The organism is Bordetella sputigena (assembly GCF_965137885.1).
In the GTDB taxonomy this organism is placed as follows: domain Bacteria; phylum Pseudomonadota; class Gammaproteobacteria; order Burkholderiales; family Burkholderiaceae_B; genus Bordetella_C; species Bordetella_C sputigena.
Window position 1 is genome coordinate 1 of sequence record NZ_CBCSCA010000022.1, and the last position, 25,577, is coordinate 25,577.

A 25,577-nucleotide genomic window follows, 5' to 3' on the forward strand; every position below is an offset into this window, starting at 1 on the left:
AAGGACTCCAAGGTCATCGTCGCCATCAACAAGGATGCCGAAGCGCCGATATTCGGCGTGGCCGACTATGGCCTGGTCGGCGATCTGTTCACGGTGGTGCCGGAGCTGGTCAAGGCGCTTTAATATAGAAAATCAGCCCCGACAAGACGGCCGTCCTCTGGGGCGGCCGTTTTGTTTTGCGCGGGAATAGGAGACGACATGACCTACCACGTGCCCCTCGCGGACATCCGTTTCACCCTGAAGGAGCTGGCCGGCCTCGATCAGGTGCTGGCCCTGCCCGGCTATGAGGAGGTCGGCGCCGATATTGCCGACGCGGTGCTGCGCGAAAACGCCCGCTTCGTGGAGCAGGCGGTGGCGCCCTTGAATCGCACCGGCGATCGCCAGCCCGCCGCCTGGAAGGACGGCGCCGTCGTCACCCCGCCCGGCTATGCGGCCGCCTATCGCGACTATGCGCAGGGTGGCTGGCAGGGGTTGCTGCATCCCGTCGAGCGCGGCGGGCAGGGCCTGCCCAAGCTGATCGCCGCAACCGCGAACGAAAACATCAATTCCGCCTGCCTGGCTTTCTCGCTGTGTCCGCTGCTGACCGACGGCGTCATCGAGGCCTTGCTGACGGTGGGTAGCGACACGCTGCGCGACGCCTACGTGCCCAATCTGGTGTCCGGCAAGTGGACCGGTACGATGAACCTGACCGAACCGCAGGCGGGTTCGGACCTGGCGCAAGTCGCCACGCGCGCGGTGCCTCAGCCCGACGGCAGCTACCGGCTCACCGGGCAGAAGATATTCATCACCTACGGCGAGCACGACATGGCCGAGAATATCGTGCATCTGGTGCTGGCGCGTACGCCGGATGCGCCGCCCGGGGTCAAGGGCATATCGCTGTTCGTCGTGCCCAAATTCCTGCCCGACGCGGATGGCGCGCCCGGCAAACGCAACGATGTCTGGTGCGCTTCGCTGGAACACAAGCTGGGCATCCATGGCAGCCCGACCGCCGTGCTGATGTACGGCGCGGGCAAGGGCGACGTGGGCGAGGGCGCGGTGGGCTTTCTGGTGGGCCAGGAAAACCGCGGCCTGGAGTACATGTTCATCATGATGAACGCCGCGCGCTTCGCCGTCGGCCAGCAGGGCGTGGCGCTGGCCGAGCGCGCCACGCAGCAGGCCGTGGCCTACGCGCGCGAACGGGTCCAGGGCCGCGCCGTGGAAGGTTCGAGCGGACCGGTGACCATCGCGCATCATCCCGACGTGCAGCGCATGCTGCTGACCATGCGGGCGTTGACCGAAGGCGGCCGCGCGCTGTCCTACGTGACGGCGGCGGCATTCGACGTGGCGCGCCATCATCCGGACGCCGAAACGCGTGAAAGGAATCGCGCCTTCTACGAATTCCTGGTGCCGGTCGTCAAGGGCTTCTGCACGGAATCCGCGGTAGAGGTCGCCTCGCTGGGCGTGCAGGTGCATGGCGGCATGGGCTATATCGAGGAAACCGGCGCCGCCCAGCATTATCGCGACGCGCGCATCCTGCCGATCTATGAAGGGACGACGGCCATCCAGGCCAACGACCTGATCGGCCGCAAGCTGTTGCGCGACAGTGGCGCCACGGCCCGCCATATTCTGCGGGCGATACGTGAAACCCTGGATGAGCTGCAGGCGGCGCAAGCGGATGTCAGTACTGAAGACGCCAAAGCGCTGGCGCTGATGCATGCCAATCTGGGGCAGGCGATGCAGGCTCAGCAGCAGGCGCTCGAGTTCATGGCGCGTACAGCCATGCGCAACGTGCGGGCGATTTTCGCCGGCAGCGTGCCGTTCCTGATGCTGACCGGCGTGCTGCTGGGCGGATGGCAAATGGCGCGCGCGGCGCTGGCCTGTCATCGCCATCTGCGCCAGGACGATGGCGGTATGGCGGAGTGGTCGCCCGAGTTCCTGCGCAATAAGCTGGCGACAGCGATCTTCTACGGGGCGCACATCCTCCCGCGAGCCGCGGCGCTGTCCGCGGCAGTGCAGGCGGGCGATGTCGCCGACGCTTGCGCCGCTTACGCCGATATTTCATAAGGTTATATGGATTTCAGCTTTTAGGTCTCGCGGTTTGGTGCAAGAATCACGCATCGGGAAAGCGCCGCGGGCAAGACGGCTGCAACCCAAAACGCCGCCGGGTATCGCCATGCGACCGGCGTTCATCATCCCTGGAAATAGGATCGAATATGGGACAACTACGCTTGGGCGATGACGCCCCCGATTTCGAACAAAATTCCTCCGTCGGCCCCATTCGCTTTCATGAATACCTGGGCAATAGCTGGGGCGTTCTTTTCTCGCATCCCGCGGACTTCACGCCGGTGTGCACGACCGAGCTGGGCTACACCGCCAAACTGGCGGACGAGTTCGCCAAGCGCAACGTGAAGGTGCTGGCGCTGTCGGTGGATCCCGTGGACTCGCATAACAAGTGGATCGACGATATCAACGACACGCAAGGCACCAAGGTCAACTTCCCCATCATCGCGGATGACGACCGCAAGGTGGCCGAGCTGTACGACATGATTCACCCGAACGCCAGCGCCACGGTGACGGTGCGCTCGGTGTTCATCATCGATCCCGCCAAGAAGGTGCGCCTGATCATTACCTATCCGGCCAGCACCGGCCGCAATTTCAACGAGATCCTGCGCGTGATCGACTCGCTGCAGCTGACGGACAGCCATAGCGTGGCCACGCCGGTGAACTGGCAGGACGGCGATGACGTCATCATCGTTCCTTCCTTGAAGGACGAAGAAGTCATCAAGCAGAAGTTCCCCAAAGGCTATAAGGCAGTGCGGCCTTATCTGCGCATCACGCCTCAGCCGAACAAGTAAGTCAGGTCCCGCGGGGCACGAACACCCGGTCGCGCACCCATTTGGTGGCGATCCATTTTTCGCCTTCCAGCACCGGCGCGCCGGCATGCAGGGAAGCAGGATCGCCGTGCCCCGCGGCATCGCCGTATTCGAAGTACAAAGCGTTTCCTCTTTGCGGAACCACCGACCATCCGGCGTCGGGAAATGTGGTTTCGCCGCCCGCCGGCACGTCGTTCAGATACATGATGAAGGTGCATACGCGCTGGCCGCCGCGGGCGATGGACGCGCGGTTGGCGTCGTTGACCGGCATCAGGAAGTCGAAGTGCGGCGTGCTTTCCGCGCCGACGGGATAGTGCAGGATCTGCAGTCCCTCGCCGTGTTCCACCGGCCTGTCGATGACACGGGCAATCCGCCGCTCGATTTTCTCGATCAATGCCGTTTCGGCTGGCCGGAAAAACATGCCCCAGCTGCTGCGGTGATCCTTCACCACATCCAGGCCCGTAATCGGATCCACCACCCGCGAAGGCCGCAGCCGCGGCCGCGCGGCTGAGATCAGCTGCGCGCACTCCTCTTCCGCCAGTACGTTGGACAACAGCGTCGCCGCCGGCCGTGCCATGCGCGCCAGCACGCGTACCTGGCCATCCGCGACCCGCATCGTGGATGCTTCATGCAGGCGCCGGCGCGCCGCGGAAGGCGCCTCGGTCTCCAGCACCAGCTTGTCATCGGGCATGGGTGCGCCATGCCGCAAGGCATGTGCTACCGCGCTGACCATGGCGTTGGCGAAGTCGGCCTGAGTGCCGTTCGAGATCAGTTCGCGGACGATGTCCCGTTCTTCCGCGCCGCGGCCCAGGTTGTGCGCGATCCAGTCGCGCACGGGGTTGGAGAACTTCACGGTAATAGCCATGGCCGCGATCTTATGTCGCGCATTGTGAACCGTGCTTGACCGTGCGCTGTCTGCCGCCTGAATGGATTGTGGCAGTGTCTTCTACGCGTACCAATTGTGTAACGGCCGCGCAATTTCGGTATGGGGTAATGCCGCACCCAAACAATCCCGTCGGCCACGTGCGTATCCAACCGGATATGCGACTGCGTCAGGCCGCGGGTCAATCAATCTGACATTGGTGAACATGGATCGGCGCGAATTTATCAAATGGGGCAGCTTCCTTACCGTTTCCGTCGTCACGACGGGCACGCTTACCGCATGCGGCGGGGGCAATGACGACGATGGCGGTAATGGTGATCAGAACGGCAACAATCCGCCGCCCGACGACGGCAATCCGCCGCCACCCGCCACTTCCTTCGCGCACGGTGTCGCCTCCGGGGACCCGAAGCCGGACAGCATCATCCTGTGGACGCGCGTGGACGGCGCCAACGGCGCCGATCCAGTGAAACTGACGGTGCAGGTCGCGACCGACGACGGCTTTTCCAAGTTGCTGGTGAACGACGCGATAGAGGCCGACCCTTCGTTCGACTACACCGTGCGGCACAAGGTCGTCGGGCTGGATCCGTCGACGACTTACTTCTATCGCTTCGTCATGGGCAGCGCCAACAGCACGGTGGGCAGGACCAAGACCGCGCCGGCGGCAGGCGCCGGGGTCGCGCAGCTGAAGTTCGGCTTCATCTCCTGTCAGGACTGGAACGCCAACCACTGGGCTGCGTTCGGCGAAATGCTGAACGAGGACCTGGACTTCGTCATCCACCTGGGCGACTACATCTATGAAACGCTGCCCGCGCGCGTGTTGGCCGGCCAGACCGAAAAAGCCCACGCGGCGCTGACGCTGCCCAATGGCACGAAGATGGATGACGGCTCGGTCTACGCCACCACCACCGCCGACTATCGCAGCCTGTACAAAAGCTATCGCTCCGATCCGCGCCTGCAGGCCCTGCACGCGCGCTTTCCCGTCATCGCGATCTGGGACGATCATGAGTTCTCCGACGACGCCTGGCAGGATCACCAGACCTACACGCCCACCGACGACCAGACCGAACACGTGGCGCGCCGCCGCAGCGCCAATCAGGCATGGTTCGAATACATGCCCGCCGATGTCACGCTGGATCTGAACAATCCCTCTTTCGAGAACATCCAGATCTATCGTTCGTTCACCTTCGGTTCGCTGGCCACGCTGGTCATGACCGACGAGCGCCTGTACCGCGACGACCACGTCATCCCGGAATCGGCCACCGGCGGTTTCCTCGGCAGCCGCTATCTGGTGTCGCGCGATACGCTGGCCGCCGCCGAGCAGGCCAAGATCGGCGCGGGCGGCACGCAGTCGATGCTGGGCGCGACCCAGCTGGCCTGGTGGAAAGACCAGATGCTGAGCAGCAAGCCCAAGACCGCCTGGCGCCTCTGGGGCAACGAGGTGTCCCTGCTGCGCATGCAGGTCGACGGCCAGGAGGCGGTGGTGCAGCTGGTGACCGACGCCATTGTGGCGACGGATCCGGGCGATCTGGCGCCGCTGCGCAATAGCGCCATCCTGCCGGCGGTGCGCCAGGACATCCAGGCAATCAAGACGTCGGGCACGCTGCCGGGCGCCTTCGCCGCCATCCATGCCTTGTTCGACCATGCCTTCGGCGTGGACGCGGTGAATGCTTCCGTCGCCGCGATCAATGCGATGCTGCCGCCGGTTTCCTTTCTGAACGTGATCCTGTTCGACGCCGACCAGTGGGATGGCTACAACAGCGAGCGCAAGGACATGATGGCCTTCCTGAAGAACAACGCCATCTCCAACGTGGTTGCCCTGACCGGCGACATCCATGCGTTCTTTTCGGGTCCGGTGATGGACGACTTCGATGCGGCCACCCCGGTGCCGGTGATGGTCGACCTGGTGACCGCCGGCGTGTCCAGCACGTCGCTGTTCCGGTTCTACGTGGACGAGATCCACAGCGTGCCATCGCTGGCCGGTTTGCAGCCGCTGGTCTACCAGAACGTGACCAACAAGTTGAACGGCACGATGTCCACCTTCAATTCCTGGCTGAAGTATGTCGATACCGATGCCCAGGGCTATGCGGTGGTGACGTTGACGGCCGACCAGCTGAGCTGCGATTTCCGCAAGATGAAGCCGCTGGTCAACGGCGAGCTGCCGGCCGCGCCCGCGGTGGCCGGCACGGTCACGGTGACCGTGGACACGGGCGTCGCCGCGGTCAACGTCGCCACCTGAATCCCATCATTCCCCTCACGCCGCACATACAGGGAACAGACTCATGATCCTATCGAAGCAAACCCGCCGCGCGCCTTTCTACGCCTCCTTGACGGTGATCGCGGCTTCGCTCGCGCTGGCCGGCTGTGGCGGCGGCGACGATGATACGTCCAGTTCGTCGGCCGCGCCCCCCAGCAATGACCCGCCCGTCGCCATGACCATGCAGGGCGTGGTCACCGGCTCCAGCTACAAGCCGGGCAGCCAGACCAACCCGACCGTGGACCCGGCCTACTTCCAGAATGCCAAGGTCTGTATCGACGCCAACGGCAACGGCAAGTGCGATGCGGATGAAAACCCCGTGGCTACCGATGCCAACGGCGCCTTTTCGCTGCAGGCGGCCGCGGTGGCGCCCTTGCTGGCCGACATCGGCACCGACGCCGTCAATACGGCCACCGGCGCGAAGGTCGCCCGGCGCATGGCGCTGCGCGTCTCGGCCGAACAGATCCAGGACCAGGGCGCGGCGAAGATCGTGATCAGCCCGATGTCCAGCGAGATCCAGCGCATGGTGGAAGACGACAGCAGCAACTATGCGGCCGAGAAAGCCAACCTGGCGGCACGCCTGAATGTGCAGCCCGCCGACGTCATCGTCGACGTGCACGGCACGCAGGGCGCCACGCGTACGTCCCTGCTATATGAGACCAACCAGCTCGGCAATCGCTACACCTACGCCACCACCAAGCTGGACCGCGGCGACCTGTACCCGGACGCGCTGGCGGTCGCCGGCGGCGATCCGGAACTGACCAACAAGATCAACGTGACGCCGGATACGGCCACCACGCCGGAGACGCGCAAGCCCATTACCTTCCTGCAGGCGCAGCAGGCCGCGTTCAATGTCGAGGGCATCCCGCGCTACGACCACCTGTTCGTGCTGTTCCTGGAAAACAAGGGCTCGAACACGATCCTGAACCAGCCGTTCGCGCCCAAGATCGCCAAATACCTGAAAGAGAACAACCAGCTTTCGAACTATTTCTCGACCGGCCAGCCCAGCGAGCCCAACTATACGGCGGTGGGCGGCGGCGACGATTTCGGCATCACCGATGATTCGCAGTGGAATTGCAGCGCCACCGGCGCGAACGCGCCCAAGGATCCGCTGCCCACGCACGACAAGCCGGGCCTGGTGTCCTCGCCGTTCAATGCCACCGCCAACTGCGATGGGACCAACCACAACATCACCGCGCCCAATCTGTTCACGGCGCTGGAAAACGCCGGCATGAACTGGCGCGTGTATGGCGAAACCATGAACCCGGGCCAGGACCCGCGTACGGACAGTGTCGCCGACGCCGCCATCACCGGCATCGATAACGCCTATCCGAACGGCATCGGCAACGACCCGACGCCCATACCTTCCGGCGGCACGGTTCCGTTGCCGGGCAATATGTACCGCACCAAGCATCATCCGGCCATGCCTTACCAGGACGCGCGCCTGCTGCCGGATTTCTTTTTCAGCAATCGCACCTTGGGCGGCGGACAGTTCGACGCCAACATGAAGAACGGCACCAAATATGTGGTGCCGGCCAACTACGAAGTCGATCAGTTCGGCAAGGACCTGGAAAGCGGCGACGTCGGCGCCTTGAACTTCCTGATTCCCGACCAGTGCGACGACATGCACAGCACGACGGAAAAAACCAGCAGCGGCGCGCTGACGACCGACTGCGCCGGCTCGGCCATCATCACCCGCGGCGACAACTACGTCGACTACATCATCAAGAAGATCCAGGCTTCGACGGTGTGGAAGAATACCCGGCAGCGCTCGGCCATCGTCATCATGTTCGACGAAGCCACGGCCACCAGCGGCTTCAATTCCTGCTGCGGCTGGAACGTCAGCAACAGCACGGTATCCCAGCCGCTGAAGCAGAATCCCGACGGTACGTACACACCCGACGCATCGGTGGTGAATTACACCGAGGGCAACCATGGTCATGGCAATTCGATCTTCCTGATCGTGACCAACCAGCCCAAGGCGCCCAAGGGCGTGGTGGACAGCGATGCGTACAGCCATTTTTCCTTCGTGCGGACCATGCAGGACATGTTCCAGCTGGCGGACCCGGCCGTCGACGGCAGCTATATGAACCGTTCCAAGTACACGGAAAAGTTCATCGCCGAGCATCTGCAGATGCTGCCCGAATTCGCCAATAGCGGCGATACGCACTTCGACGCGGTGCGCCCCATGAATCACGCTTTCGTGATCCCGGCCGGCTATCGCCAGAAGCAATCCACCGACGCCGCGACGCCGCCGCAGGTCGGTCCGGACAAGACGCAGATCAGTGTCTGGGCGGTGAAGTAATGCGCAAGCGTTTTCTGGCCGCGACCGGCCTGCTGGCGATGGCGGCCGCGGCCGGCCTGGCGGCCGGCGCGGATCATGCGGAGAGCGGCGCGTCCGCGTCGGCCGGGACGGACGCGCCCTGGCATAACCCGGTGATACGGCAAAAGCCGCTCAGCCTGGCGGCACAGGTCGGGCAGAAGCTGTTCTTCGACCGCGCCATGTCCGGGTCGCGCAAGATCTCCTGCGCGACTTGCCATGATCCCGGCTTCGCCTATGGTCCGCCCAACAACCTGGCCGCCCAGTTGGGCGGCGCGGCCCTGACCCGCCGCGGGGTGCGCGCCGTGCCTTCGCTGCGCTACAAGGACAAGACGCCGCCATACTCGGACCTGCTGGACAATCCCGACGCCATCAGCGTGCCCGGCCCCGGCGGCGGGTTCGATTGGGATGGGCGCGCGGCCAGCCATGCCGACCAGGCGCGGGGCCCGCTGCTGGACCCCGTCGAAATGGCCAATGCGTCGGCGGCGCAGGTGGTGGCCAAGGTAAAGGCGGCGGACTATGCGCCGCTGTTCCGCCAGGCCTTCGGCGATCATGCCTTCGACGACACCGGCGCGGCGTTCCGCGACGTGACGGCGGCGCTGCAGGCCTTCCAGCTGGAGGACATCAGCTTCCGGCCCTACAACAGCAAGTTCGACATGTATACGTCGAACAAGAAGGGCGGACAGCTGACCGTCGCCGAGCTGCGCGGGCTGAAGGTCTTCGCCGATCCCAACACGGGCAATTGCGCGTCCTGCCATTACCAGGGCGCGGGCTTCCGCGGCAGCAGCGCCTTGTTCACCGATTTTTCGTACGAGGCCATAGGCGTGCCGCGCAACGACCTGCATGCCACCGCGCCGGGGCCCAATCGCAACGATATTCCGGCCAACGACAAGGATGTCCGGCGTTTCGATGTGGGGCTATGCGGCCCACAGCGTACGGATCACACGCTGGAGGAAGACGGCAAGCCCAGCCGCTTCTGCGGCATGTTCAAGGCGCCGACGCTGCGCAACGTAGCGCTGCGGCAGGCGTTCTTCCATAACGGCGTGATCCATTCCCTGGAGCAGGCGATCCGGTTCTACAACACCCGGGACACGAATCCGGAGCTCTGGTACCCGACGGTGGGCGGCAAGGCGCTGAAGCCGGGGGATCCCGGCTACGACCCGGACTACCCGACGTACGGCCTGATTACCGTCCAGTACGCCAAGGGAACGGGGAGGGTGGAGAAGTACAACGACCTGCCCCGGCAATATTGGGCCAATATTGATACCCAGATGCCGCTGGACGGGCGGGCGGCCGGTTCCAAGCCACCCATGTCGGAGCAGGACGTCCACGACCTGATCTGCTTCCTGAACACGCTGACCGACGACTACCGGCCCGGCGCGGCGCCCAGCCCCGCGCAGAGGGCTTGCGTCGATTAGGGCCAGTAGCAGGTATCCCTCACGCGCGACTCCAGCAGGCCGCACGGCGCGGCCCGTCTGGAAGCGCGGTGCTCGCCTCGCGGTGGAAATGCCCGGTGGAGACGCGCTGACACGTTCGATGCGGGAGGCCGGCCCGCCCATATCCCTATCCCGGAAATATACAAACAAGCACATTGTCGTTTGCCCGCGGGGTCATCGCCCGCACAATGCCGCTACCCCGTGTGCAAACCCCGGGCGCCCCACGGGACCACGCCGTAAGGCTACAGCGCGGAAACGACAATATGAAAGAACACGACATTCAAAAGCGGCGGTTCCTGAAGCGCTCGATAGGCATGGCCTCGACGCTGGCCGCGCTGCAACTGTTACCGGCGGCGGTCCGCGCGCAGGGGCGTCCCGTGGAACTGCTGAACGTTTCCTACGACCCCACCCGCGAGCTCTACGCCCAGTACAACCCGCTGTTCGCCAGGTACTGGAAAGCCAGGACCGGCCAGGATGTCTCCATCCGCAACTCCCATGGCGGTTCGAGCAAGCAGGCCCGCAGCGTCATCGACGGCGTGGACGCGGACGTCGTCACGCTGGGCCTGGCGCCCGACGTCGAAGCGCTGGTCACGCATGGCGGCCTGGTCAAGGCCGGCTGGGAAAGCCGCTTGCCCGATAACGCTTCGCCGTATACCTCCACCATCATCCTGCTGGTTCGCAAGGGCAATCCGAAGGGCATCAAGGACTGGGATGACCTGGTCAAGCCCGGCGTATCCGTGATCACCCCGAATCCGAAAACCTCGGCCGGGGCGCGCTGGAATTATCTGGCGGCATGGGAGTATGCGCGCCGCCGGTCCGGCGATGCCGGCGCCAAGGCCTTTGTCGAAAAGCTCTACCGCAATGTGCCCGTGCTGGACTCGGGCGCCCGCGGCTCCACCATCACCTTCGCCCAGCGCGGCGTCGGCGACGTGCTGATTTCCTGGGAGAACGATGCCTTCCTGGCGCGGAAAGAGTTCGGCGCCGGTGAGCTGGAAATCGTCGTGCCCAGCCTGAGCGTGCTGTGCGAGCCTACGGTGGCCGTGGTCGACAGGAATGTCGACCGCAAGGGCACGCGCGAGGTGGCCGAGGCTTATTTGCAGTACCTGTATTCCGACGAAGCGCAGGACCTGATCGCCCGCAACTACTACCGGCCGACCAGTGAAAAGGCCAAGGCGAAGTACGCGTCGCAATTCGCCAGGCTGGACCTGTTCACCATACGCGATGTCGGTGGCTGGCCCGCGGTGGACAGGCTGCATTTCGCGGATAACGCGATATTCGATCAGATCTATGTCAAGCAGTAGTCGCGCGGCCTCCACAGGGCTGGCCCTGCGCGCGGTCGGGCGGGGCCGGCCTTTCGACGTCCATGCGTATGCCCGCGCCGATACTCGTGTCCACGCCGACCGCGCGCGTCCCGGCACGCCTGAAGCCGGCCGGCCTGCCCAGTCGGGCCGGCGCGGCGTACGGACGCCGCCCGTATTGCCCGGGCTGAAGCTGACGCTGGGGCTGACGCTCGCCTATCTTGGAATACTGGTGCTGCTGCCGCTGGCCGCGCTGGTGATCAAGGCCGCGGGCCTGAGCTGGGATGCCTTCGTCGCCGCCGTCATGTCGCCGCGCGTAGTGGCGGCGTACCGCGTCACCTTCGGCGCCTCGCTGATCGCCGCCCTGGTCAATCTGGTGTTCGGATTGCTGGTCGCGTGGGTGCTGGTGCGCTATCGCTTTCCCGGCAAGCGCCTGCTGGACGCCCTGGTGGATCTGCCATTCGCGCTGCCGACGGCGGTGGCCGGTATCGCTCTGGCCGCGCTGCTCGGCCCGCACGGCTGGATCGGCAGCCTGCTGGCGCCGCTGGGCATCAAGATCGCCTATACGCCCGCCGGCATTGTCGTCGCGCTGATCTTCATCGGCATTCCCTTCGTGGTCCGTACCGTGCAGCCGGTGCTGGAGGATGTCGAGGTCGCGCTGGAGGAAGCCGCCTCCAGCCTGGGCGCCACGCCCGTGCAGGTTTTCGTCCGCGTGCTCCTGCCGGCCATCACGCCCGCGCTGCTGACCGGCTTCGCCATGGCTTTCGCGCGGGCGATAGGGGAGTACGGCTCGGTTATTTTCATCGCCGGCAATATGCCCATGGTGTCGGAGATCGCGCCCCTGCTGATACTCGTCAAGCTGGAGCAGTTCGACTACGCCGGCGCCGCGGCCATCGGCGCGGTGCTGCTCGGCTTGTCGTTCGCCATGTTGCTTGCCATCAACGGCTTGCAGGCCTGGCGCCGCCGCGCCCACGGGGGCACGCCATGACGGTGCGGCATAGGCATACGGGCGCCGTGCATACGGGCGGTGGGCACACGGGCGCCGGGCACACGGGCGCCGGGCACACGAGCCGCGCGCCGCGCGCCGCCAGCGCTGGCCGCGGCCTGCTCATCGCCGCGGCGGTCGGCTTCCTGCTGCTGTTCCTGGTGCTGCCGCTATGCACCGTCTTCGTCGAGGCCTTGCGCAAGGGCGTGGGCGCCGGCGCCGCCGCGCTGGTGGAGCCGGACACCGTATCGGCCATCCTGCTGACGCTGCTAACCGCGGCCATCTGCGTGCCGGTGAACATGGCCTTCGGCATCGTGGCGGCATGGGCGATCGCCAAGCATGAGTTCCGCGGCAAGTCGATGCTGGTGACCTTGATAGACCTGCCGTTCTCCGTCTCGCCCGTGGTGGCGGGCCTGTCGTACATGCTGGTGGTGGGCGCGCAGGGCTGGATAGGTCCGTGGCTGATGGCGCACGACCTGAAGATCGCCTTCGCCGTGCCGGGCATCGTGCTGGTCACCACCTTCGTCACGCTGCCGCTGGTGGCGCGCGAACTGATTCCGCTGATGGAGGCCCAGGGCAGCGAGGAAGAAGAAGCCGCCATCGTGCTGGGCGCGCGCGGCTGGCAGGCGTTCTGGCACGTGACCCTGCCCAACGTCCGCTGGGGGCTGCTGTACGGCGTGATTCTCTGCAACGCGCGGGCCATGGGCGAGTTCGGGGCGGTGTCCGTGATCTCCGGACATATTCGCGGCCTGACCAACACCATCCCGCTGCAGGTGGAGATTCTGTACAACGAATACCAGATCCAGGCGGGATTCGCCGTGGCCTCGTTGCTGGCCGTGCTGGCCCTGGTCACGCTGGCCGTCAAAACCGTGGTGCAATGGCGGCACACGCACGCCCTGGCGCGGCAGGACGATGCCGGCGCGGCGCCCGCGGCGGGATGGGACGGGCCGCGCGCCCCGGTTGTGCGAGCCGCCACAGGCGCCTGAGCCGGCGCAATGGATCAAGGAAAAAGACATGGATATCGAAATCAAATCGGTCAACAAGCGCTTCGGCAATTTCCAGGCGCTGCGCGATGTCGATCTGCACATCGACTCCGGCGAGCTGGTGGCCTTGCTGGGACCCTCGGGCTGCGGCAAGACGACCCTGCTGCGCATCATCGCCGGGCTGGAAACGCCGGACAGCGGCAGCATTTATTTCTTCGGCGAGGACAGCACGGGCGTGCATGTGCGCGAACGGCAGGTTGGATTCGTCTTCCAGCATTACGCGCTGTTCCGCCACATGACGGTGTTCGAGAACGTCGCCTTCGGCCTGCGCATCAAGCCGCGCGGCCAGCGTCCCAGCGAAGCCGCCATCAAGGAAAAAGTCCACGCGCTGTTGAATCTGGTGCAGCTGGACTGGCTGGCCGACCGCTATCCCGGGCAGCTGTCGGGCGGCCAGCGCCAGCGCATCGCGCTGGCCCGCGCGCTGGCGGTGGAGCCGCGCGTGCTCTTGCTGGACGAACCCTTCGGCGCGCTGGACGCCAAGGTGCGCAAGGAACTGCGGCGCTGGCTGCGCCGCCTGCACGACGAGCTGCACGTGGCCAGCGTCTTCGTCACGCACGACCAGGAAGAGGCCCTGGAAGTGGCCGATCGCGTGGTGGTGATGAATGCCGGCCGCATCGAACAAGTGGGTACGCCGCGCGAGGTCTGGACGCATCCGGCCACGCCCTTCGTCTACGGCTTCCTGGGCGACGTCAATCAGATAGAGGGCCATGCCGCCGGCGGGCTATGGCGCGCCAACGGCGTGTCGCTGCCCGCGCCGGCCTTCGACGGGACCGACGAACAGCGCGCCGTGGCCTACGTGCGGCCGCATGAGCTGGACATCCTGCCTTACGCCGCGGCGGGCGAGGGCATCACGGTCAAGCTCAATCATGCCTACCTGGCCGGACCCAGCGCATTCCTGGAGTTACAGCGCGAAGACGGCGCCCTGCTGGAAGCGCAGCTGTCCGAAGAGGAATACCACGGCCTGGACCTGCGCGAAGGCGCAATGCTGCTGGCGCGCCCGCGCCGCGGCCGCATCTTTCCCGCGAGCAAGTAGACCTTATGCCCGATCCCGTGATCCCGTCCCGTCCGCACGCCGCCATCGCGGCGCGCTGGTCCGAGCTGCTGCAGCGCCTGGCCGATATCGCCGCGCGCTATCCCGACGCGGCGCTGGCCTCTTCGCTGGCCGCGGAAGACATGGTGCTGACGCATGCCATCCATACCGGTGGCGCGCCGCTCGGGATCTTCACCCTGGATACCGGCCGCCTGCATGCCGAGACACTGTCCATGCTGGACGTCATCGAGCGCCGCTACGGCCGCCGGCCGACGGTATATCGGCCCGTGCAGGAATCCGTCGAGACGCACGTGGCGGCGCATGGCGCTTTTGCTTTCTACGAAAGCAGGGAACTGCGCCAGGCCTGTTGCCATATCCGCAAGGTCGAGCCGTTGAAACGAGCCCTGGCCGGACGCGGCGCATGGATCACCGGCCAGCGGCGTGCGCAGGCGGCCACGCGCGGCAGCCTGCCGGAAGAAGAACAGGACCCGGTTTTCGGCTTGTACAAGTTCAACCCGCTGGCCGGCTGGAGCGAAGACGACGTCTGGACCGCCATCCGCGCGCTCGATATTCCCTACAACCCTCTGCATGACCGAGGCTATCCCTCCATCGGCTGCGAGCCCTGTACGCGCGCCATCCGGCCCGGCGAAGACGTGCGCGCCGGCCGCTGGTGGTGGGAGTCGTCCGACAGCAAGGAATGCGGGCTGCACGCGGGCAACCACGCCGATGCGCGGGTCGTTCAATTCGCCGGCCGCCAGGCCGGCGGAAGCGCGGGCGGCGAAGCCTGAAGCAGGCGCGGGTCCGTTACCGAAGCATCGTTTTACCGAAGACACTCGAGATCCCTATGTCCACCGTTCACACCCGCAGCCATCTGGATTGGCTGGAGTCCGAAGCGATTTTCATCCTGCGCGAGGTCGCGGCCGAGTGCGAAAAACCGGTTCTGCTGTTCTCCGGCGGCAAGGATTCCTGCGTGCTGCTGCGGTTGGCCGAGAAGGCTTTCCGTCCGGCGCGCTTTCCCTTTCCGCTGATGCACATCGACACGGGCCACAATTTCCCGGAGGTCATCCGGTTCCGTGACGCGCGCGCGGCCGAACTGGGCGAAACCCTGATCGTGCGCAGCGTGGAAGATTCGATCGCGCGCGGATCGGTGGTGTTGCGCAAGGAAACGGATTCCCGCAATGCCGCCCAGGCCGTGACGCTGCTGGAAGCCATCGCGGAGTTCGGTTTCGACGCCTGCATCGGTGGCGCGCGGCGCGATGAGGAAAAAGCCCGCGCCAAGGAGCGCATCTTTTCCTTCCGCGACGAATTCGGCCAGTGGGACCCCAAGAGCCAGCGTCCGGAGGTCTGGAGCCTGTACAACACCCGTGTCCATCGCGGCGAAAACATGCGCGTGTTCCCGATTTCCAACTGGACCGAGCTGGACGTGTGGCAGTACATCGCGCGGGAAAACCTGGCGCTGCCATCCATCTACTATGCCCATCAGCGCGAAGTCGTACGCCGCCAGGGCCTGCTGGTGCCCATTACGCCGCTCACGCCGCCGCAGGCCGACGAGCGGATAGAGACGCTGTCGGTGCGCTTTCGCACCGTGGGCGACATTTCGTGCACCTGCCCGGTGGCGTCCGACGCGGCCGACAACCAGGCCATCATCGCCGAAACGGCGCTCAGCGATATCACCGAACGCGGCGCCACCCGCATGGACGACCAGACTTCCGAGGCCTCGATGGAACGCCGCAAAAAGGAAGGCTACTTCTGAGCGGCCTTGGCAGCCCGGACGGAACACACCACTATGAACGCAATCAACGACTCTTTCCTGCCCAGCGGCGAGACGGCCGTTATCCGCCTGATCACGGCGGGTTCCGTGGACGACGGCAAATCCACGCTGATCGGACGCCTGCTGTACGACAGCAAGAGCGTCTTCGCCGATCAGCTCGACGCCATCGCGCGTGCCAAATACAGGCGCGTGGAAGGCGACGGCATCGATTTCGCATTGCTGACGGATGGCCTGGAGGCCGAGCGCGAGCAGGGCATCACCATCGACGTCGCGTACCGCTATTTCGCCACGCCGCGCCGCAAGTTCATCGTTGCCGACGCGCCGGGGCATGAACAGTACACGCGCAATATGGTGACCGGCGCATCCACGGCCGACGTCGCCATCATCCTGATAGACGCCACGCGCGCCGCCGACGGCAAGCTGCTGCCGCAGACCAAACGGCACAGTACGATCGCGCGTCTGCTGGGCATCCGGCACATCATCGTCGCGGTGAACAAAATGGATCTGGTGGCGTGGGACCACGCGGTGTTCGAGCGTATCCGCGATGCCTATGCGGATCTGGCCCGGCGGATCGGCATCGCGGATTTCCACGCGCTGCCGCTGTCGGCGCTGACCGGCGACAACGTCGTGGCGCCGTCCGCGCACACGCCCTGGTATGACGGTCCGCCCTTGCTGTCCTTGCTGGAGTCGCTGGATCCCGCGATTGAGGCGGCCGACGCGCCCTTGCGCTTTCCGGTGCAATGGGTGGTGCGCCATGACGGCAGCAGCGCGCAGGACTTCCGCGGCTACGCGGGCCGCGTCGCCAGCGGTACGCTGCGCGCGGGCGACGAAGTCCTGGTGCAGCCATCCGGCGTGACCGCGCGCGTGGCCGGGATACGCGCGCACGATAGCGCGCTGGCCAGCGCCGCGGCCGGCGATTCGGTGATCGTCGTGCTGGACCGCGATGTCGATGTGTCGCGCGGCGACGTGCTGTCGCATGCCGGCGCGGCGGCGCGCACCGGCAAGGAGTTCGAGGCGGAGGTCTGCTGGCTCGACACGCAGCCCTTGAATCCGGCGCGCCGCTATCTGCTCAAGCAAGGCACCCGCTTGACCACGGCGAAGATACGCGAGGTCGCGACGCGTCGCGACATCCATGAGTTGCGTGAGATCGATGGCGACGTCGGCACGTTGTCGATGAACGATATTGGCAAGGTGCGCATCGCCACGCGTGATCCGCTGACGCTGGATCGCTACGACGATATCGCCGCCACCGGCGCCTTCATCCTGATCGACGAATCCACGCATCAAACGGCTGCCGCGGGTATGTTGCGTTGAGCTTGCGGGTCGCCCCGCGGTGGGCCGGCAGCGACCCGCCGGCGGCCCGCTTTTACCACGCCGATCGCCCGGAGAGCCTTATTTCATGCGGGTTTTGCGGCAAAGCCACAATCCCGGAAATTGCCGCCAGCGGCCGCTTGAGTTGGGGTAAAGTGGGACGTCGCCGAAAAAAAAGGCGGTAGGTGCTTGTCAGAAAATACTGTATGGATGTACAGTACTATTCATGGCACGTACCGATCATTCCGTTTTTGCCGGTTCTGGGTCCCCGGCTGCCGCCCCCGCCGCCTTGCGCGGTCGGGGTGCGGTTACTAATGTTCGGCACCGCTTCCAGCGCGACGACCGCAGCGCCGCCGATCCGGCGGACGAGCCCGCGCTGGCCTATGCCCGACAGGACCCTGACGCCGTGGCGGGTATTGCCGCCGGCGGCCGCCCCACGGCGGGCTCGCCTACGGCAATCGCCGCCATCCCGGTCCGCCTGGTCACCTCCGCCGCTCCGCAAACGCCGCCGGGCACCACCGTGGCGGTGGAGCAGGCCCGCAAGCTGATCTCCCGCAACGATTCCCCGGACGTGCCGTTCGACCGGGCCATCAACACATACCGGGGTTGCGAGCACGGCTGCATCTACTGCTATGCGCGTCCCACCCATGCCTACCTGGGGTATTCGCCGGGGCTGGACTTCGAAACCCGCCTGGTGGCCAAGGCCAATGCCGTGGATGCCCTGCGGGCGGAACTCGCCCGGCCGGGTTACCGCGTCGAACCGGTCAATGTCGGTTCGGCTACCGACGTCTATCAACCCATCGAGCGCTCATGGCGGCTGACGCGCGGCGTGCTGGAACTGCTGCTGGAAACCGGCCATCCCCTGACCATCGTCACCAAGAACGCGCTGATCGAGCGCGACCTGGATCTGCTGCAGGCGCTGGCGCGCCGCAATCTGGTGGCCGTGTATATCAGCGTCACTTCGCTGGATGCGGATATCTCCCGCACCCTGGAGCCGCGCGCGTCGGCGCCCTGGCGGCGGCTGCAATCCGTGCGCAAGCTGGCCGACGCCGGCGTGCCCGTGGGCGTCCTGGCGGCGCCGGTGATTCCCTTCATCACGGACGAATTCCTGGAGCGCATCGTGCAGGAAGCCGCCCGGGCCGGCGCCTATTACGCCAGCTATACCGTGGTGCGGCTGCCCTGGGAGGTCAAGCCGGTCTTCGAGGAATGGCTGCAGGCGCATTTTCCCGATCGCGCCGAGCGCGTGCTCCATCGGATCGAAGACATGCGCGAAGGCAAGCGCAACGATCCCCGGTTCGGCACGCGCATGCGGGGAACCGGCATCTGGGCCGATCTGCTGCGCCAGCGCTTCGATATGGCGGTGCGCAAAGCCGGCCTGAACCGGCAGCGGCTGCAACTGGATACCAAGCAATTCGTTCCTCCGGCCCCGTTCGTTTCCGGGCCGGGGCCTACCCGTGGACCTGCGCCGGTCAGGCAATTGGGTCTATTCGATTAAGTTGTCTCCAAGGAGCACTCCATGAACCTGGCAGCCGAACCGCAGTTCCCGACCAAATGGCCTTTCCCGCCCGTGCCGCCCAGCCGGCGCGGTCTGAGGCGCCTGGCCCAGCTGTCGCGGCAGGTTTTGTCCCCATTTGGACGGCACCGCGGGCCCGTCGTGGCCGATGCCGCCGCCAGCATTGCCGGTGCGTCCGCGGCCGGGACCGTGGCAGGGCAGGGGGTTACCGTGCGGCAGATGGTGGTCGACGTGTTGCTGGTCGCCATGTGGGGCGCCATGATTCCCGGCCTGATGTGGCTGGGCGCCGCCGCCGGCTTCTGATCCGGGCTTGTTGGGCAGTTTCCCACGCCGGTTTACCTAAGGCACTGATTTCATGTAGAATGCCGGGTTTGCCAAGTGTCATCCTCTGCCTGCGGCGCATTCTATCTCCTCTATAACAAACCGCACTGCATGATGGTTTCGGAGTTCTCATGAACCTTATCGCTGTCCTGGAACAGGAAGAAATCACTCGCCTGACCGCCGACAAGACGCTGCCGTCTTTCGCGCCGGGCGACACCGTGGTCGTCAACGTCAACGTCGTCGAAGGTACCCGCAAGCGTGTGCAGGCTTTCGAAGGCGTCGTGATCGCCAAGCGCAACCGCGGTCTGAATTCGGCCTTCATCGTCCGGAAGATCTCGTCCGGCCAAGCCGTGGAACGTACGTTCCAGCTGTATTCGCCGCAGATCGCTTCCATCGAAGTCAAGCGTCGCGGTGACGTCCGTCGCGCCAAGCTGTACTACCTGCGCGATCGCTCGGGCAAGTCGGCTCGTATCAAGGAAAAGCTCGTCAGCCGTCAGGCTGCCGCGCAATCGGCTCAGGCTGCCGAATCCGCGTCCTGATCGCGGGGGTACCGCCGGCCGGTCCGCCAGCCGGACCCTCGTCAGAAAGGCACCCCCAGCGGGTGCCTTTTTGTTTCCGGATCCCGTCCACCGTCTCTGATCCATCCGCACATGCCTGACCAGCCTGACCAGCCTGACCAGCCTGACTCGCCGCGTCCGCGCCGCCCCATCGTCCGCCCCGCCTTCGACGCGGCGGTGCAACCTTGGGTCGCCGCCAACGAAGGCTTGAAGGCCGTTCCGCCGCAGGCCCTGGCGGTGGACGAACTGCGTCGCGTGCTCCAGCATCCGCGCGGCTTGCCGGCGCAGTTGCCCTTGAACGGCGACACGCGCTACGCCGGCAGGGAGGGCGCGCCCGTGCTGGCGGCGGTGCTGGTCCCGCTGGTGATGCGCGAACCAGGCGTGACCGTCATGCTGACGCAGCGCACCGCGCATTTGCACGACCACGCGGGGCAGATCAGCTTCCCCGGCGGGCGTATCGAAGAAAGCGATGCCAGTCCCATCGCGGCTGCCCTGCGCGAAGCCCAGGAAGAAACCGGCCTGGCGCCGGAATGGGTGGACGTACTGGGTACGATGCCGCCCTACATGACGGCGACCGGCTTTTCCATCACGCCCGTGGTGTCCCTGGTCCGGCCGGGCTTCGACGTGGTCCCGGATCCCTTTGAAGTGGCCGAGATCTTCGAAGTCCCGCTGGCATTCATTATGGACCCGGCCAACCACAGACTGCATAGCGTCGAGCTGCCGGACGGGCGCGTGCGCCGGTACTACTCCATGCCCTGGGGCAAGTACTTCATCTGGGGCGCCACCGCCGCCATGCTGCGCAATCTGTACCACGTGCTGTGCGACCCGAACGCGCGTGACACCGCGCCGGAATAATCAATAACGCGGCGCCGCGGCGTTCTCGTGCAGGATGCGGACATACAGCGCGTGGCGCGAACGGTCGATCAGTCCCTGTTCCAGCGCCTGCAGTACCCCGCAGCCGGGTTCATGCTGGTGCGTGCAGTTGTAGAACCGGCATTGCGCCGCGTAGGGGGCGAACTCCGGAAAGCCGCGTTCGATTTCCTCACGCGACAGGTGCTGCAGGCCGAAAGCCTGGAAACCCGGCGAATCGATCAGGTCGCCGCCCTCGGGCAGGTGATAGAGACGCGTGCTGGTGGTGGTGTGCCGCCCCATGTCCAGCGCAGTGGAGTGCTCGCGCGTGGCGGCATTGGCGCCGGGTATCAGGTCATTGAGCAAGGTCGATTTGCCCATGCCGCTCTGGCCCAGCAGCAGGCTGACGTGTCCGGCCATCTCGGGGAACAGGGTCCGCCGGGTGGCTTCGGCGTCCAAAGCGCTGACTTCCAGCACGGGGACGCCCAGCCGGGCCAGCGGCGCCAGCCGTGCCCTGGCTTCATCCAGCCCCGCGCGCAGATCGACCTTGTTCAGCACGATGCGTGGCGCAATGCCGGCGCTCCAGGCACCCGCCAGCGCGCGGCCGGCCAGATCGTCCGAAAACGTCGGTACGACGGCGACCACGATGAAGAGCTTGTCCACGTTGGCGGCGAACTGCTTGGCCCGCATATCGTCGGAGCGGTAGAGCAGATTGCTGCGCGGCAGGATTTCCTCGATGGCGCCCTCGTCGCGGCCTTGCGGCGCGATGCGCACGCGGTCGCCGACCGCGGCGCCAGCCTTCTTTCCGCGCGGATAGCATTGCCGCGACGTGCCGTCGGCCATTTCGACGATGTAATGGCGGCCGTGGGCGGCCACGATACGGCCATCGAGCAGGCCCTGCGCGTCCGTGGCGGCGTCGCTCGCCGCTTCCGCTCCCTTGGGCCGCGGCTTGTCCGGCCGGGCGGCCGGCAGGCTGTCCTGGCGCCCGGGCCGGGCAGGGCGCTCGCGCCGGCTCATCGGGCGGCCATGCCCAGGTGCCGGATGCGCACCGCCGCCGGCGGATGGCTGTCGTAGAAAGCGGAATGGACGGGATCCGGCGTCAGGGTGGCGGCGTTATCGTCGTACAGCTTGACCAGCGCCGACACCAGTTGCCTGGCCGAGCTTTGGCGCGCGGCGTAATCGTCCGCCTGGAATTCGTCCCGCCGCGAATACCAGCTGGCGATGGGGGTGAACAGGAAGGTGAACACCGGCACGACCAGGAAGAACAGCAGCAGCGCCATCGCGTCGTTGCGGCCGTCCAGGCGCGGCAGCACGCCCAGCTGTTCGTAGAACCAGGGCTGGCGCGCCAGCCATCCCAGCAGCGCGAAGAATCCCAGCGCGACGGCGAAACTGATCGCGATGCGCCGGGTGATGTGGCGGCGCGCGAAGTGGCCGAGCTCGTGCGCCAGCACGGCTTCGATCTCGTCGCCATTCAGACGCGCAAGCAGCGTGTCGAAGAACACGATGCGCCGCGATTTGCCGAAGCCGGTGAAATAGGCGTTGCCGTGGCCGGAGCGGCGTGACCCGTCCATGACGAACAGTCCGTTGATGGCGAAGCCGCAGCGCTGCACCAATTGGCCGATACGCTTGGACAGGTCCTGGTCCGCCAGCGGCGTGAACTTGTTGAACAGCGGCGCGATGACCATGGGAAACAGCAGCAGCGTCAACAGGCTGAAGGCCACCCACAGTCCCCAGGCCCAGATCCACCACAGCGATCCGGCCTTGCCCATCAGCCACAGAATCGCGGCGACCAGCGGCAGCCCGATCACGGCGGTCAACGCCAGGCCCTTGATCGCGTCTGAAACGAACAGCGCCGGCGTCATGCGATTGAAGCCGAAGCGGGCCTCCAGCTTGAACTGGCGCCACACGGTGAAGGGCAATTCCAGCGCGCCCAGCAGCAGGCCCGTGATGACCAGCAGCAGCATCTGGTGCAGGAAATCGTTGTCGGTGAGCCACCCGGCAAGCAGGTCGATGGCCTGCAGGCCGCCCAGCAAGGTCAGGCCGACCAGCACCGCGGCATCGAATACCCGTTCGACGATGCCCAGCCGCACGCGCGCCACCGTGTAGTCGGCGGCGCGCTGGTGGCTGGCCAGGCCGATGCGATCGGCGAATTCGGGCGGCACGCGATCCCGGTGGCGGGCGACGTGGCGGATCTGCCGCGTGGACAGCCAGAGCCTGACGCTGATATCGACCAGCAGCAGCGCAACGAACAACAGAGTCAGCATGGGGAATCCGGGGCGGGGAAACCGATATGAGAAAATCGGGTTTTCAAAAGGCGAATTATATGGCTCTGAACGACAACCGCCTGGTCTGGCTCGACATGGAAATGACCGGCCTCGATCCGGAAAAGGAACGCATTATCGAAGTGGCGGTGGTCGTGACCGAACCCGACCTGACCGTTGTGGCGGAAGGACCGGCGCTGGCGATACACCAGCCCGACAGCCTGCTGGACGCCATGGACAGCTGGAACAAGGCCACCCACGGCAAAAGCGGCCTGATCGAGAAGGTCAAGGCGTCCACCATTACCGAAGCCCAGGCCGAGGATATCCTGATCGCCTTCCTGTCGCAGCACGTGCCCGCCGGCAAGTCGCCGCTATGCGGCAATACCATCAGCCAGGACCGGCGTTTCATGTTCCGCTACATGCCGCGGCTGGAACAATTCTTCCATTACCGCAATCTGGACGTCAGCACGCTGAAGGAACTGGCGCGCCGCTGGCGGCCGGACGTTTACAAGAGCTTCGAAAAGAAAAGCCGGCACGAAGCGCTCGCCGACATCCATGATTCCATCGACGAGCTCAAGCATTACCGCGAGCATTTCCTGAAGGTCTGACCCAGCGGACGGCGGCCAACGCGTGGCCGCCTGCCCGCCGACCGGTCCGTTTTCGGAATGGCTCGCTGGACGGCTTGCCGAACGGCTCGCCGATTGGCTCGCCGATTGGCTAGCGCCCGCCGAAGCGCTGCAACGCTTCCCCGGCCAACGGCCGGAAATGCGGCTCGCCATGGCCGGCAAGGCTGGCCAGATGCGATTCCGATGCATCGAACAAGGCCCAATACAGGCGCCGGCACAGGGCGCGCGCCGCATGTCCCGGCCAGTCGGGCGCCAGCATGTCGGCCGGCAGTTGCGGGTCGTGCAAGACGATCCGGCGCCAGCGATGCAGCAGCAGTACACGCGCCGCGAAGGCCGCCGCCGGCGCGCCGCCCGTATCGGCATTCCCCTCCGCCGAGGTCTTTTCCAGTGTTTTTTCCAGCGGCCCGAACTGCTGGATGAACTCGCGATACTGCCCGGCCAGTTCCTGCAGGTTCCAGCACTGCTCGGCCAGCGCGGCCAGGGGCAGGGCGCCCACGTCGGGCAGATCGCGCGCGGCCAGCACCAGCGCCTTGTCCGGTATGCCCAGCGATTCCAGGATGCTGCCCGCCGCGCCCGGACGGGCGCGCGGATGGGCAAAGACGCCCGGCGCCACCATGCCATAGCCTTCCCACTCCAGGGCGCGCCGCAATTCGGTGCGTTCAGCCAGGCCATTGCTGGTCATGCGCGGGATCAGCACGAGCGTCCACTCGCCGTTCCAGGCGGGTTCATCGGACTGGTAGATGCGCAGCGCGGCGTGGGCGGTATTGCGCGCGCCCTGCGGCGACAGCCGGTACAGGCTGCGGCGGCCGTGCCTTTCCGCATGCAGCCAGCCCTCGGCCACCAGCCGGAAAACGCTGGTGCGCAGCAGGCGTTCATTGATGCCCAGCGGGCGCAGCAGGGCGATCAGGTCGCCCAGCCAGATCGCGCCGCCATGCGGCTCGATCGCATCGCCCAGCAGGCTGACGCATAGCGACTTGGCGCGCGGCGGATCTGCCTTGATGAGCTTGGCGGTAAGGCGTTCCAGCGCGGACGCGGCAAGGGCCATGGCGGGCGGAGGAGACTATAGGGATGACCGCGACATGATACATAAATCAGAAGTGATACAGAAATGCGTTTGACAGACGAAATTCTGTATTAAATAATCATCGTGCAGCCTATCGACGTATAGCCACGCCGCCCCCTGGCGGCACGCGCTCAAAAGAATCGTCTGGCGCCCGCCGCATCGCGGCGGCGCAGGCAGGAGACAGACCATGGACGTGCACGCGCCCGAACCCTCGGCGATTGCGGCCGCCGGCGCCATCGAGCCGGCGGAAGAGGCCTTTCAGCAACGCATCGACGCCGGCGTGCGCATCGAAGCGCGCGACGCCATGCCGGACGCATACCGGCGCACCCTGATCCGGCAGATATCCCAGCATGCCCATTCGGAGATCGTCGGCATGCTGCCGGAAGGCAACTGGATATCGCGCGCCCCGACGCTGCAGCGCAAGGCCATCCTGCTGGCCAAGGTGCAGGACGAATGCGGGCATGGGCTGTATCTCTATAGCGCGGCCGAAACCCTGGGCACCTCTCGCGACGAAATGATCGCCGACCTGCACAGCGGCAAGGCCAAGTATTCGACCATCTTCAACTATCCCACCCTGAGCTGGGCCGACATCGGCATGATCGGCTGGCTGGTGGACGGCTCGGCCATCATCAACCAGATTCCGCTGTGCCGCTGTTCATACGGACCCTATGCCCGCGCCATGGTGCGGATATGCAAGGAAGAATCCTTCCACCAGCGCCAGGGCTATGACCTGCTTATCCAGATGTGCCTGCACGGCACGCCGGAACAGAAGGCCATGTGCCAGGACGCGCTGAACCGCTGGTGGTGGCCCGCCTTGATGATGTTCGGTCCGCCGGACGCGGAATCGACCAATAGCGCCCGTTCGATGCGCTGGCGCATCAAGCTGTTTTCCAACGACGAACTGCGCCAGAAGATGGTCGACCAGACCGTGCCGCAGGCCGAGTACCTGGGCCTGACCGTTCCCGACCCGGCCCTGCGCTGGAACGCCGAGCGCGGCCACTACGACTTCGGCGAAATCGATTGGGCGGAATTCCGCGAGGTGCTCGACGGCCACGGACCGTGCAACCGCGAGCGCCTGCAGGCGCGCGTGCGCGCCCACGAAGAAGGCGCCTGGGTGCGCGACGCCATGGTGGCGCATGCCGAAAAACAGCGCCGGCGCAAGGCCGCCTGAGCCGCGCGGTCCCTGCAACCAGGATAGCGAGTA

General features: G+C 65.8%; 22 protein-coding genes and 1 pseudogene. 19 read left to right on the forward strand and 4 right to left on the reverse strand.

Annotation, left to right across the window (positions count from 1 at the left end; all coding sequences use genetic code 11):
• The 3 genes and pseudogenes from ACNA0R_RS26205 to ACNA0R_RS26215 all read left to right on the forward strand — a co-directional run.
• Positions 1 to 123 (forward strand): annotated as a pseudogene (locus tag ACNA0R_RS26205) (electron transfer flavoprotein subunit alpha/FixB family protein); the annotation flags it as partial.
• A gap of 75 nt (positions 124 to 198) precedes the next feature.
• A complete protein-coding gene (locus ACNA0R_RS26210; protein WP_415829012.1) occupies positions 199 to 2,043 on the forward strand; it encodes an acyl-CoA dehydrogenase in 1,845 nt (614 codons plus the stop codon).
• Between the two features lie 149 nt (positions 2,044 to 2,192).
• Positions 2,193 to 2,834, forward strand: coding sequence for a peroxiredoxin (locus ACNA0R_RS26215; RefSeq protein ID WP_415829013.1), 642 nt, complete (start codon positions 2,193 to 2,195; stop codon positions 2,832 to 2,834).
• 1 nt (position 2,835) lies between these two features.
• Here ACNA0R_RS26215 and ACNA0R_RS26220 read toward each other — a convergent pair whose 3' ends face one another.
• A complete protein-coding gene (locus ACNA0R_RS26220) occupies positions 2,836 to 3,717 on the reverse strand; it encodes a 2OG-Fe(II) oxygenase (protein ID WP_415829014.1) in 882 nt (293 codons plus the stop codon).
• 223 nt (positions 3,718 to 3,940) lie between these two features.
• Here ACNA0R_RS26220 and ACNA0R_RS26225 point away from each other — a divergent pair, with 223 nt between their 5' ends.
• The 14 genes from ACNA0R_RS26225 (at position 3,941) to ACNA0R_RS26290 (ending at position 20,429) form a co-directional block, all read left to right on the forward strand.
• Entirely contained in the window at positions 3,941 to 5,971 is a 2,031-nt protein-coding gene (locus ACNA0R_RS26225) for an alkaline phosphatase D family protein (RefSeq protein ID WP_415829015.1), read from the forward strand.
• A 43-nt stretch (positions 5,972 to 6,014) separates the two neighbouring features.
• Complete coding sequence (locus ACNA0R_RS26230) at positions 6,015 to 8,294, forward strand: alkaline phosphatase family protein (protein ID WP_415829016.1); 2,280 nt, start codon at positions 6,015 to 6,017, stop codon at positions 8,292 to 8,294.
• Entirely contained in the window at positions 8,294 to 9,727 is a 1,434-nt protein-coding gene (locus tag ACNA0R_RS26235; protein WP_415829017.1) for a cytochrome-c peroxidase, read from the forward strand. The genes ACNA0R_RS26230 and ACNA0R_RS26235 overlap by 1 nt, the downstream gene beginning before the upstream one ends.
• 281 nt (positions 9,728 to 10,008) lie before the next feature.
• Positions 10,009 to 11,046 carry a sulfate ABC transporter substrate-binding protein gene (locus ACNA0R_RS26240; RefSeq protein WP_415829018.1) on the forward strand — a complete coding sequence of 346 codons (1,038 nt, stop codon included), beginning with the start codon at positions 10,009 to 10,011 and terminating at the stop codon, positions 11,044 to 11,046.
• On the forward strand, positions 11,033 to 12,031 hold the full coding sequence (cysT, locus tag ACNA0R_RS26245) for a sulfate ABC transporter permease subunit CysT (RefSeq protein WP_415829019.1): 999 nt from the start codon (positions 11,033 to 11,035) through the stop codon (positions 12,029 to 12,031). Before ACNA0R_RS26240 ends, cysT begins: the two co-directional genes overlap by 14 nt.
• Positions 12,028 to 13,014, forward strand: coding sequence for a sulfate ABC transporter permease subunit CysW (cysW, locus tag ACNA0R_RS26250; RefSeq protein ID WP_415829020.1), 987 nt, complete (start codon positions 12,028 to 12,030; stop codon positions 13,012 to 13,014). Before cysT ends, cysW begins: the two co-directional genes overlap by 4 nt.
• A gap of 28 nt (positions 13,015 to 13,042) precedes the next feature.
• Positions 13,043 to 14,104, forward strand: a complete 1,062-nt coding sequence (locus ACNA0R_RS26255; protein ID WP_415829021.1) for a sulfate/molybdate ABC transporter ATP-binding protein — start codon at positions 13,043 to 13,045, stop codon at positions 14,102 to 14,104.
• Positions 14,105 to 14,109: 5 nt separating this feature from the next.
• Complete coding sequence (locus tag ACNA0R_RS26260; protein WP_415829022.1) at positions 14,110 to 14,889, forward strand: phosphoadenylyl-sulfate reductase; 780 nt, start codon at positions 14,110 to 14,112, stop codon at positions 14,887 to 14,889.
• 56 nt (positions 14,890 to 14,945) lie between these two features.
• Positions 14,946 to 15,854: a sulfate adenylyltransferase subunit CysD gene (gene cysD / locus ACNA0R_RS26265; protein WP_415829023.1), complete on the forward strand. Its 909-nt coding sequence runs from the start codon at positions 14,946 to 14,948 to the stop codon at positions 15,852 to 15,854.
• Positions 15,855 to 15,887: 33 nt separating this feature from the next.
• Positions 15,888 to 17,186 (forward strand): sulfate adenylyltransferase subunit 1, encoded by a 1,299-nt coding sequence (locus tag ACNA0R_RS26270; RefSeq protein ID WP_415829024.1) that lies wholly within the window; start codon positions 15,888 to 15,890, stop codon positions 17,184 to 17,186.
• A 223-nt stretch (positions 17,187 to 17,409) separates the two neighbouring features.
• Positions 17,410 to 18,678 carry a PA0069 family radical SAM protein gene (locus tag ACNA0R_RS26275; protein ID WP_415829025.1) on the forward strand — a complete coding sequence of 423 codons (1,269 nt, stop codon included), beginning with the start codon at positions 17,410 to 17,412 and terminating at the stop codon, positions 18,676 to 18,678.
• Positions 18,679 to 18,699: 21 nt separating this feature from the next.
• Positions 18,700 to 18,999 carry a hypothetical protein gene (locus ACNA0R_RS26280; RefSeq protein WP_415829026.1) on the forward strand — a complete coding sequence of 100 codons (300 nt, stop codon included), beginning with the start codon at positions 18,700 to 18,702 and terminating at the stop codon, positions 18,997 to 18,999.
• Positions 19,000 to 19,148: 149 nt separating this feature from the next.
• Entirely contained in the window at positions 19,149 to 19,556 is a 408-nt protein-coding gene (gene rplS / locus ACNA0R_RS26285) for a 50S ribosomal protein L19 (protein ID WP_415829027.1), read from the forward strand.
• 111 nt (positions 19,557 to 19,667) lie between these two features.
• Positions 19,668 to 20,429, forward strand: coding sequence for a CoA pyrophosphatase (locus ACNA0R_RS26290; RefSeq protein ID WP_415829028.1), 762 nt, complete (start codon positions 19,668 to 19,670; stop codon positions 20,427 to 20,429).
• Here ACNA0R_RS26290 and rsgA read toward each other — a convergent pair whose 3' ends face one another.
• Positions 20,430 to 21,440, reverse strand: a complete 1,011-nt coding sequence (gene rsgA / locus ACNA0R_RS26295; protein WP_415829029.1) for a ribosome small subunit-dependent GTPase A — start codon at positions 21,438 to 21,440, stop codon at positions 20,430 to 20,432.
• Entirely contained in the window at positions 21,437 to 22,687 is a 1,251-nt protein-coding gene (locus tag ACNA0R_RS26300; protein WP_415829030.1) for a M48 family metallopeptidase, read from the reverse strand. The genes rsgA and ACNA0R_RS26300 overlap by 4 nt, the downstream gene beginning before the upstream one ends.
• A 59-nt stretch (positions 22,688 to 22,746) precedes the next feature.
• On the opposite strand from ACNA0R_RS26300, the gene orn reads away from it, so the two are divergent.
• A complete protein-coding gene (gene orn / locus ACNA0R_RS26305; RefSeq protein WP_415829031.1) occupies positions 22,747 to 23,292 on the forward strand; it encodes an oligoribonuclease in 546 nt (181 codons plus the stop codon).
• A 109-nt stretch (positions 23,293 to 23,401) separates the two neighbouring features.
• Here the strand turns inward: orn and paaX are convergent, their stop codons facing one another.
• A complete protein-coding gene (gene paaX, locus ACNA0R_RS26310) occupies positions 23,402 to 24,355 on the reverse strand; it encodes a phenylacetic acid degradation operon negative regulatory protein PaaX (protein WP_415829032.1) in 954 nt (317 codons plus the stop codon).
• Between the two features lie 205 nt (positions 24,356 to 24,560).
• On the opposite strand from paaX, the gene paaA reads away from it, so the two are divergent.
• On the forward strand, positions 24,561 to 25,544 hold the full coding sequence (gene paaA / locus ACNA0R_RS26315) for a 1,2-phenylacetyl-CoA epoxidase subunit PaaA (RefSeq protein ID WP_415829033.1): 984 nt from the start codon (positions 24,561 to 24,563) through the stop codon (positions 25,542 to 25,544).
• Positions 25,545 to 25,577 lie beyond the last annotated feature (33 nt).

What these genes read in the sequence shown, in the direction of transcription:
- ACNA0R_RS26255 (WP_415829021.1), top strand. Translation starts at nt 13,043, where the DNA reads ATGGATATCGAAATCAAATCGGTCAACAAGCGCTTCGGCAATTTCCAG.
- ACNA0R_RS26225 (WP_415829015.1), top strand. Translation starts at nt 3,941, where the DNA reads ATGGATCGGCGCGAATTTATCAAATGGGGCAGCTTCCTTACCGTTTCC.
- orn (WP_415829031.1), top strand. Translation starts at nt 22,747, where the DNA reads ATGGCTCTGAACGACAACCGCCTGGTCTGGCTCGACATGGAAATGACC.
- paaA (WP_415829033.1), top strand. Translation starts at nt 24,561, where the DNA reads ATGGACGTGCACGCGCCCGAACCCTCGGCGATTGCGGCCGCCGGCGCC.
- cysT (WP_415829019.1), top strand. Translation starts at nt 11,033, where the DNA reads ATGTCAAGCAGTAGTCGCGCGGCCTCCACAGGGCTGGCCCTGCGCGCG.
- ACNA0R_RS26230 (WP_415829016.1), top strand. Translation starts at nt 6,015, where the DNA reads ATGATCCTATCGAAGCAAACCCGCCGCGCGCCTTTCTACGCCTCCTTG.
- ACNA0R_RS26240 (WP_415829018.1), top strand. Translation starts at nt 10,009, where the DNA reads ATGAAAGAACACGACATTCAAAAGCGGCGGTTCCTGAAGCGCTCGATA.
- rplS (WP_415829027.1), top strand. Translation starts at nt 19,149, where the DNA reads ATGAACCTTATCGCTGTCCTGGAACAGGAAGAAATCACTCGCCTGACC.
- ACNA0R_RS26290 (WP_415829028.1), top strand. Translation starts at nt 19,668, where the DNA reads ATGCCTGACCAGCCTGACCAGCCTGACCAGCCTGACTCGCCGCGTCCG.
- rsgA (WP_415829029.1), bottom strand. Translation starts at nt 21,440, where the DNA reads ATGAGCCGGCGCGAGCGCCCTGCCCGGCCCGGGCGCCAGGACAGCCTG.
- ACNA0R_RS26215 (WP_415829013.1), top strand. Translation starts at nt 2,193, where the DNA reads ATGGGACAACTACGCTTGGGCGATGACGCCCCCGATTTCGAACAAAAT.
- cysW (WP_415829020.1), top strand. Translation starts at nt 12,028, where the DNA reads ATGACGGTGCGGCATAGGCATACGGGCGCCGTGCATACGGGCGGTGGG.
- ACNA0R_RS26270 (WP_415829024.1), top strand. Translation starts at nt 15,888, where the DNA reads ATGAACGCAATCAACGACTCTTTCCTGCCCAGCGGCGAGACGGCCGTT.
- ACNA0R_RS26260 (WP_415829022.1), top strand. Translation starts at nt 14,110, where the DNA reads ATGCCCGATCCCGTGATCCCGTCCCGTCCGCACGCCGCCATCGCGGCG.
- ACNA0R_RS26235 (WP_415829017.1), top strand. Translation starts at nt 8,294, where the DNA reads ATGCGCAAGCGTTTTCTGGCCGCGACCGGCCTGCTGGCGATGGCGGCC.
- cysD (WP_415829023.1), top strand. Translation starts at nt 14,946, where the DNA reads ATGTCCACCGTTCACACCCGCAGCCATCTGGATTGGCTGGAGTCCGAA.
- ACNA0R_RS26210 (WP_415829012.1), top strand. Translation starts at nt 199, where the DNA reads ATGACCTACCACGTGCCCCTCGCGGACATCCGTTTCACCCTGAAGGAG.
- paaX (WP_415829032.1), bottom strand. Translation starts at nt 24,355, where the DNA reads ATGGCCCTTGCCGCGTCCGCGCTGGAACGCCTTACCGCCAAGCTCATC.
- ACNA0R_RS26220 (WP_415829014.1), bottom strand. Translation starts at nt 3,717, where the DNA reads ATGGCTATTACCGTGAAGTTCTCCAACCCCGTGCGCGACTGGATCGCG.
- ACNA0R_RS26275 (WP_415829025.1), top strand. Translation starts at nt 17,410, where the DNA reads ATGGCACGTACCGATCATTCCGTTTTTGCCGGTTCTGGGTCCCCGGCT.
- ACNA0R_RS26280 (WP_415829026.1), top strand. Translation starts at nt 18,700, where the DNA reads ATGAACCTGGCAGCCGAACCGCAGTTCCCGACCAAATGGCCTTTCCCG.
- ACNA0R_RS26300 (WP_415829030.1), bottom strand. Translation starts at nt 22,687, where the DNA reads ATGCTGACTCTGTTGTTCGTTGCGCTGCTGCTGGTCGATATCAGCGTC.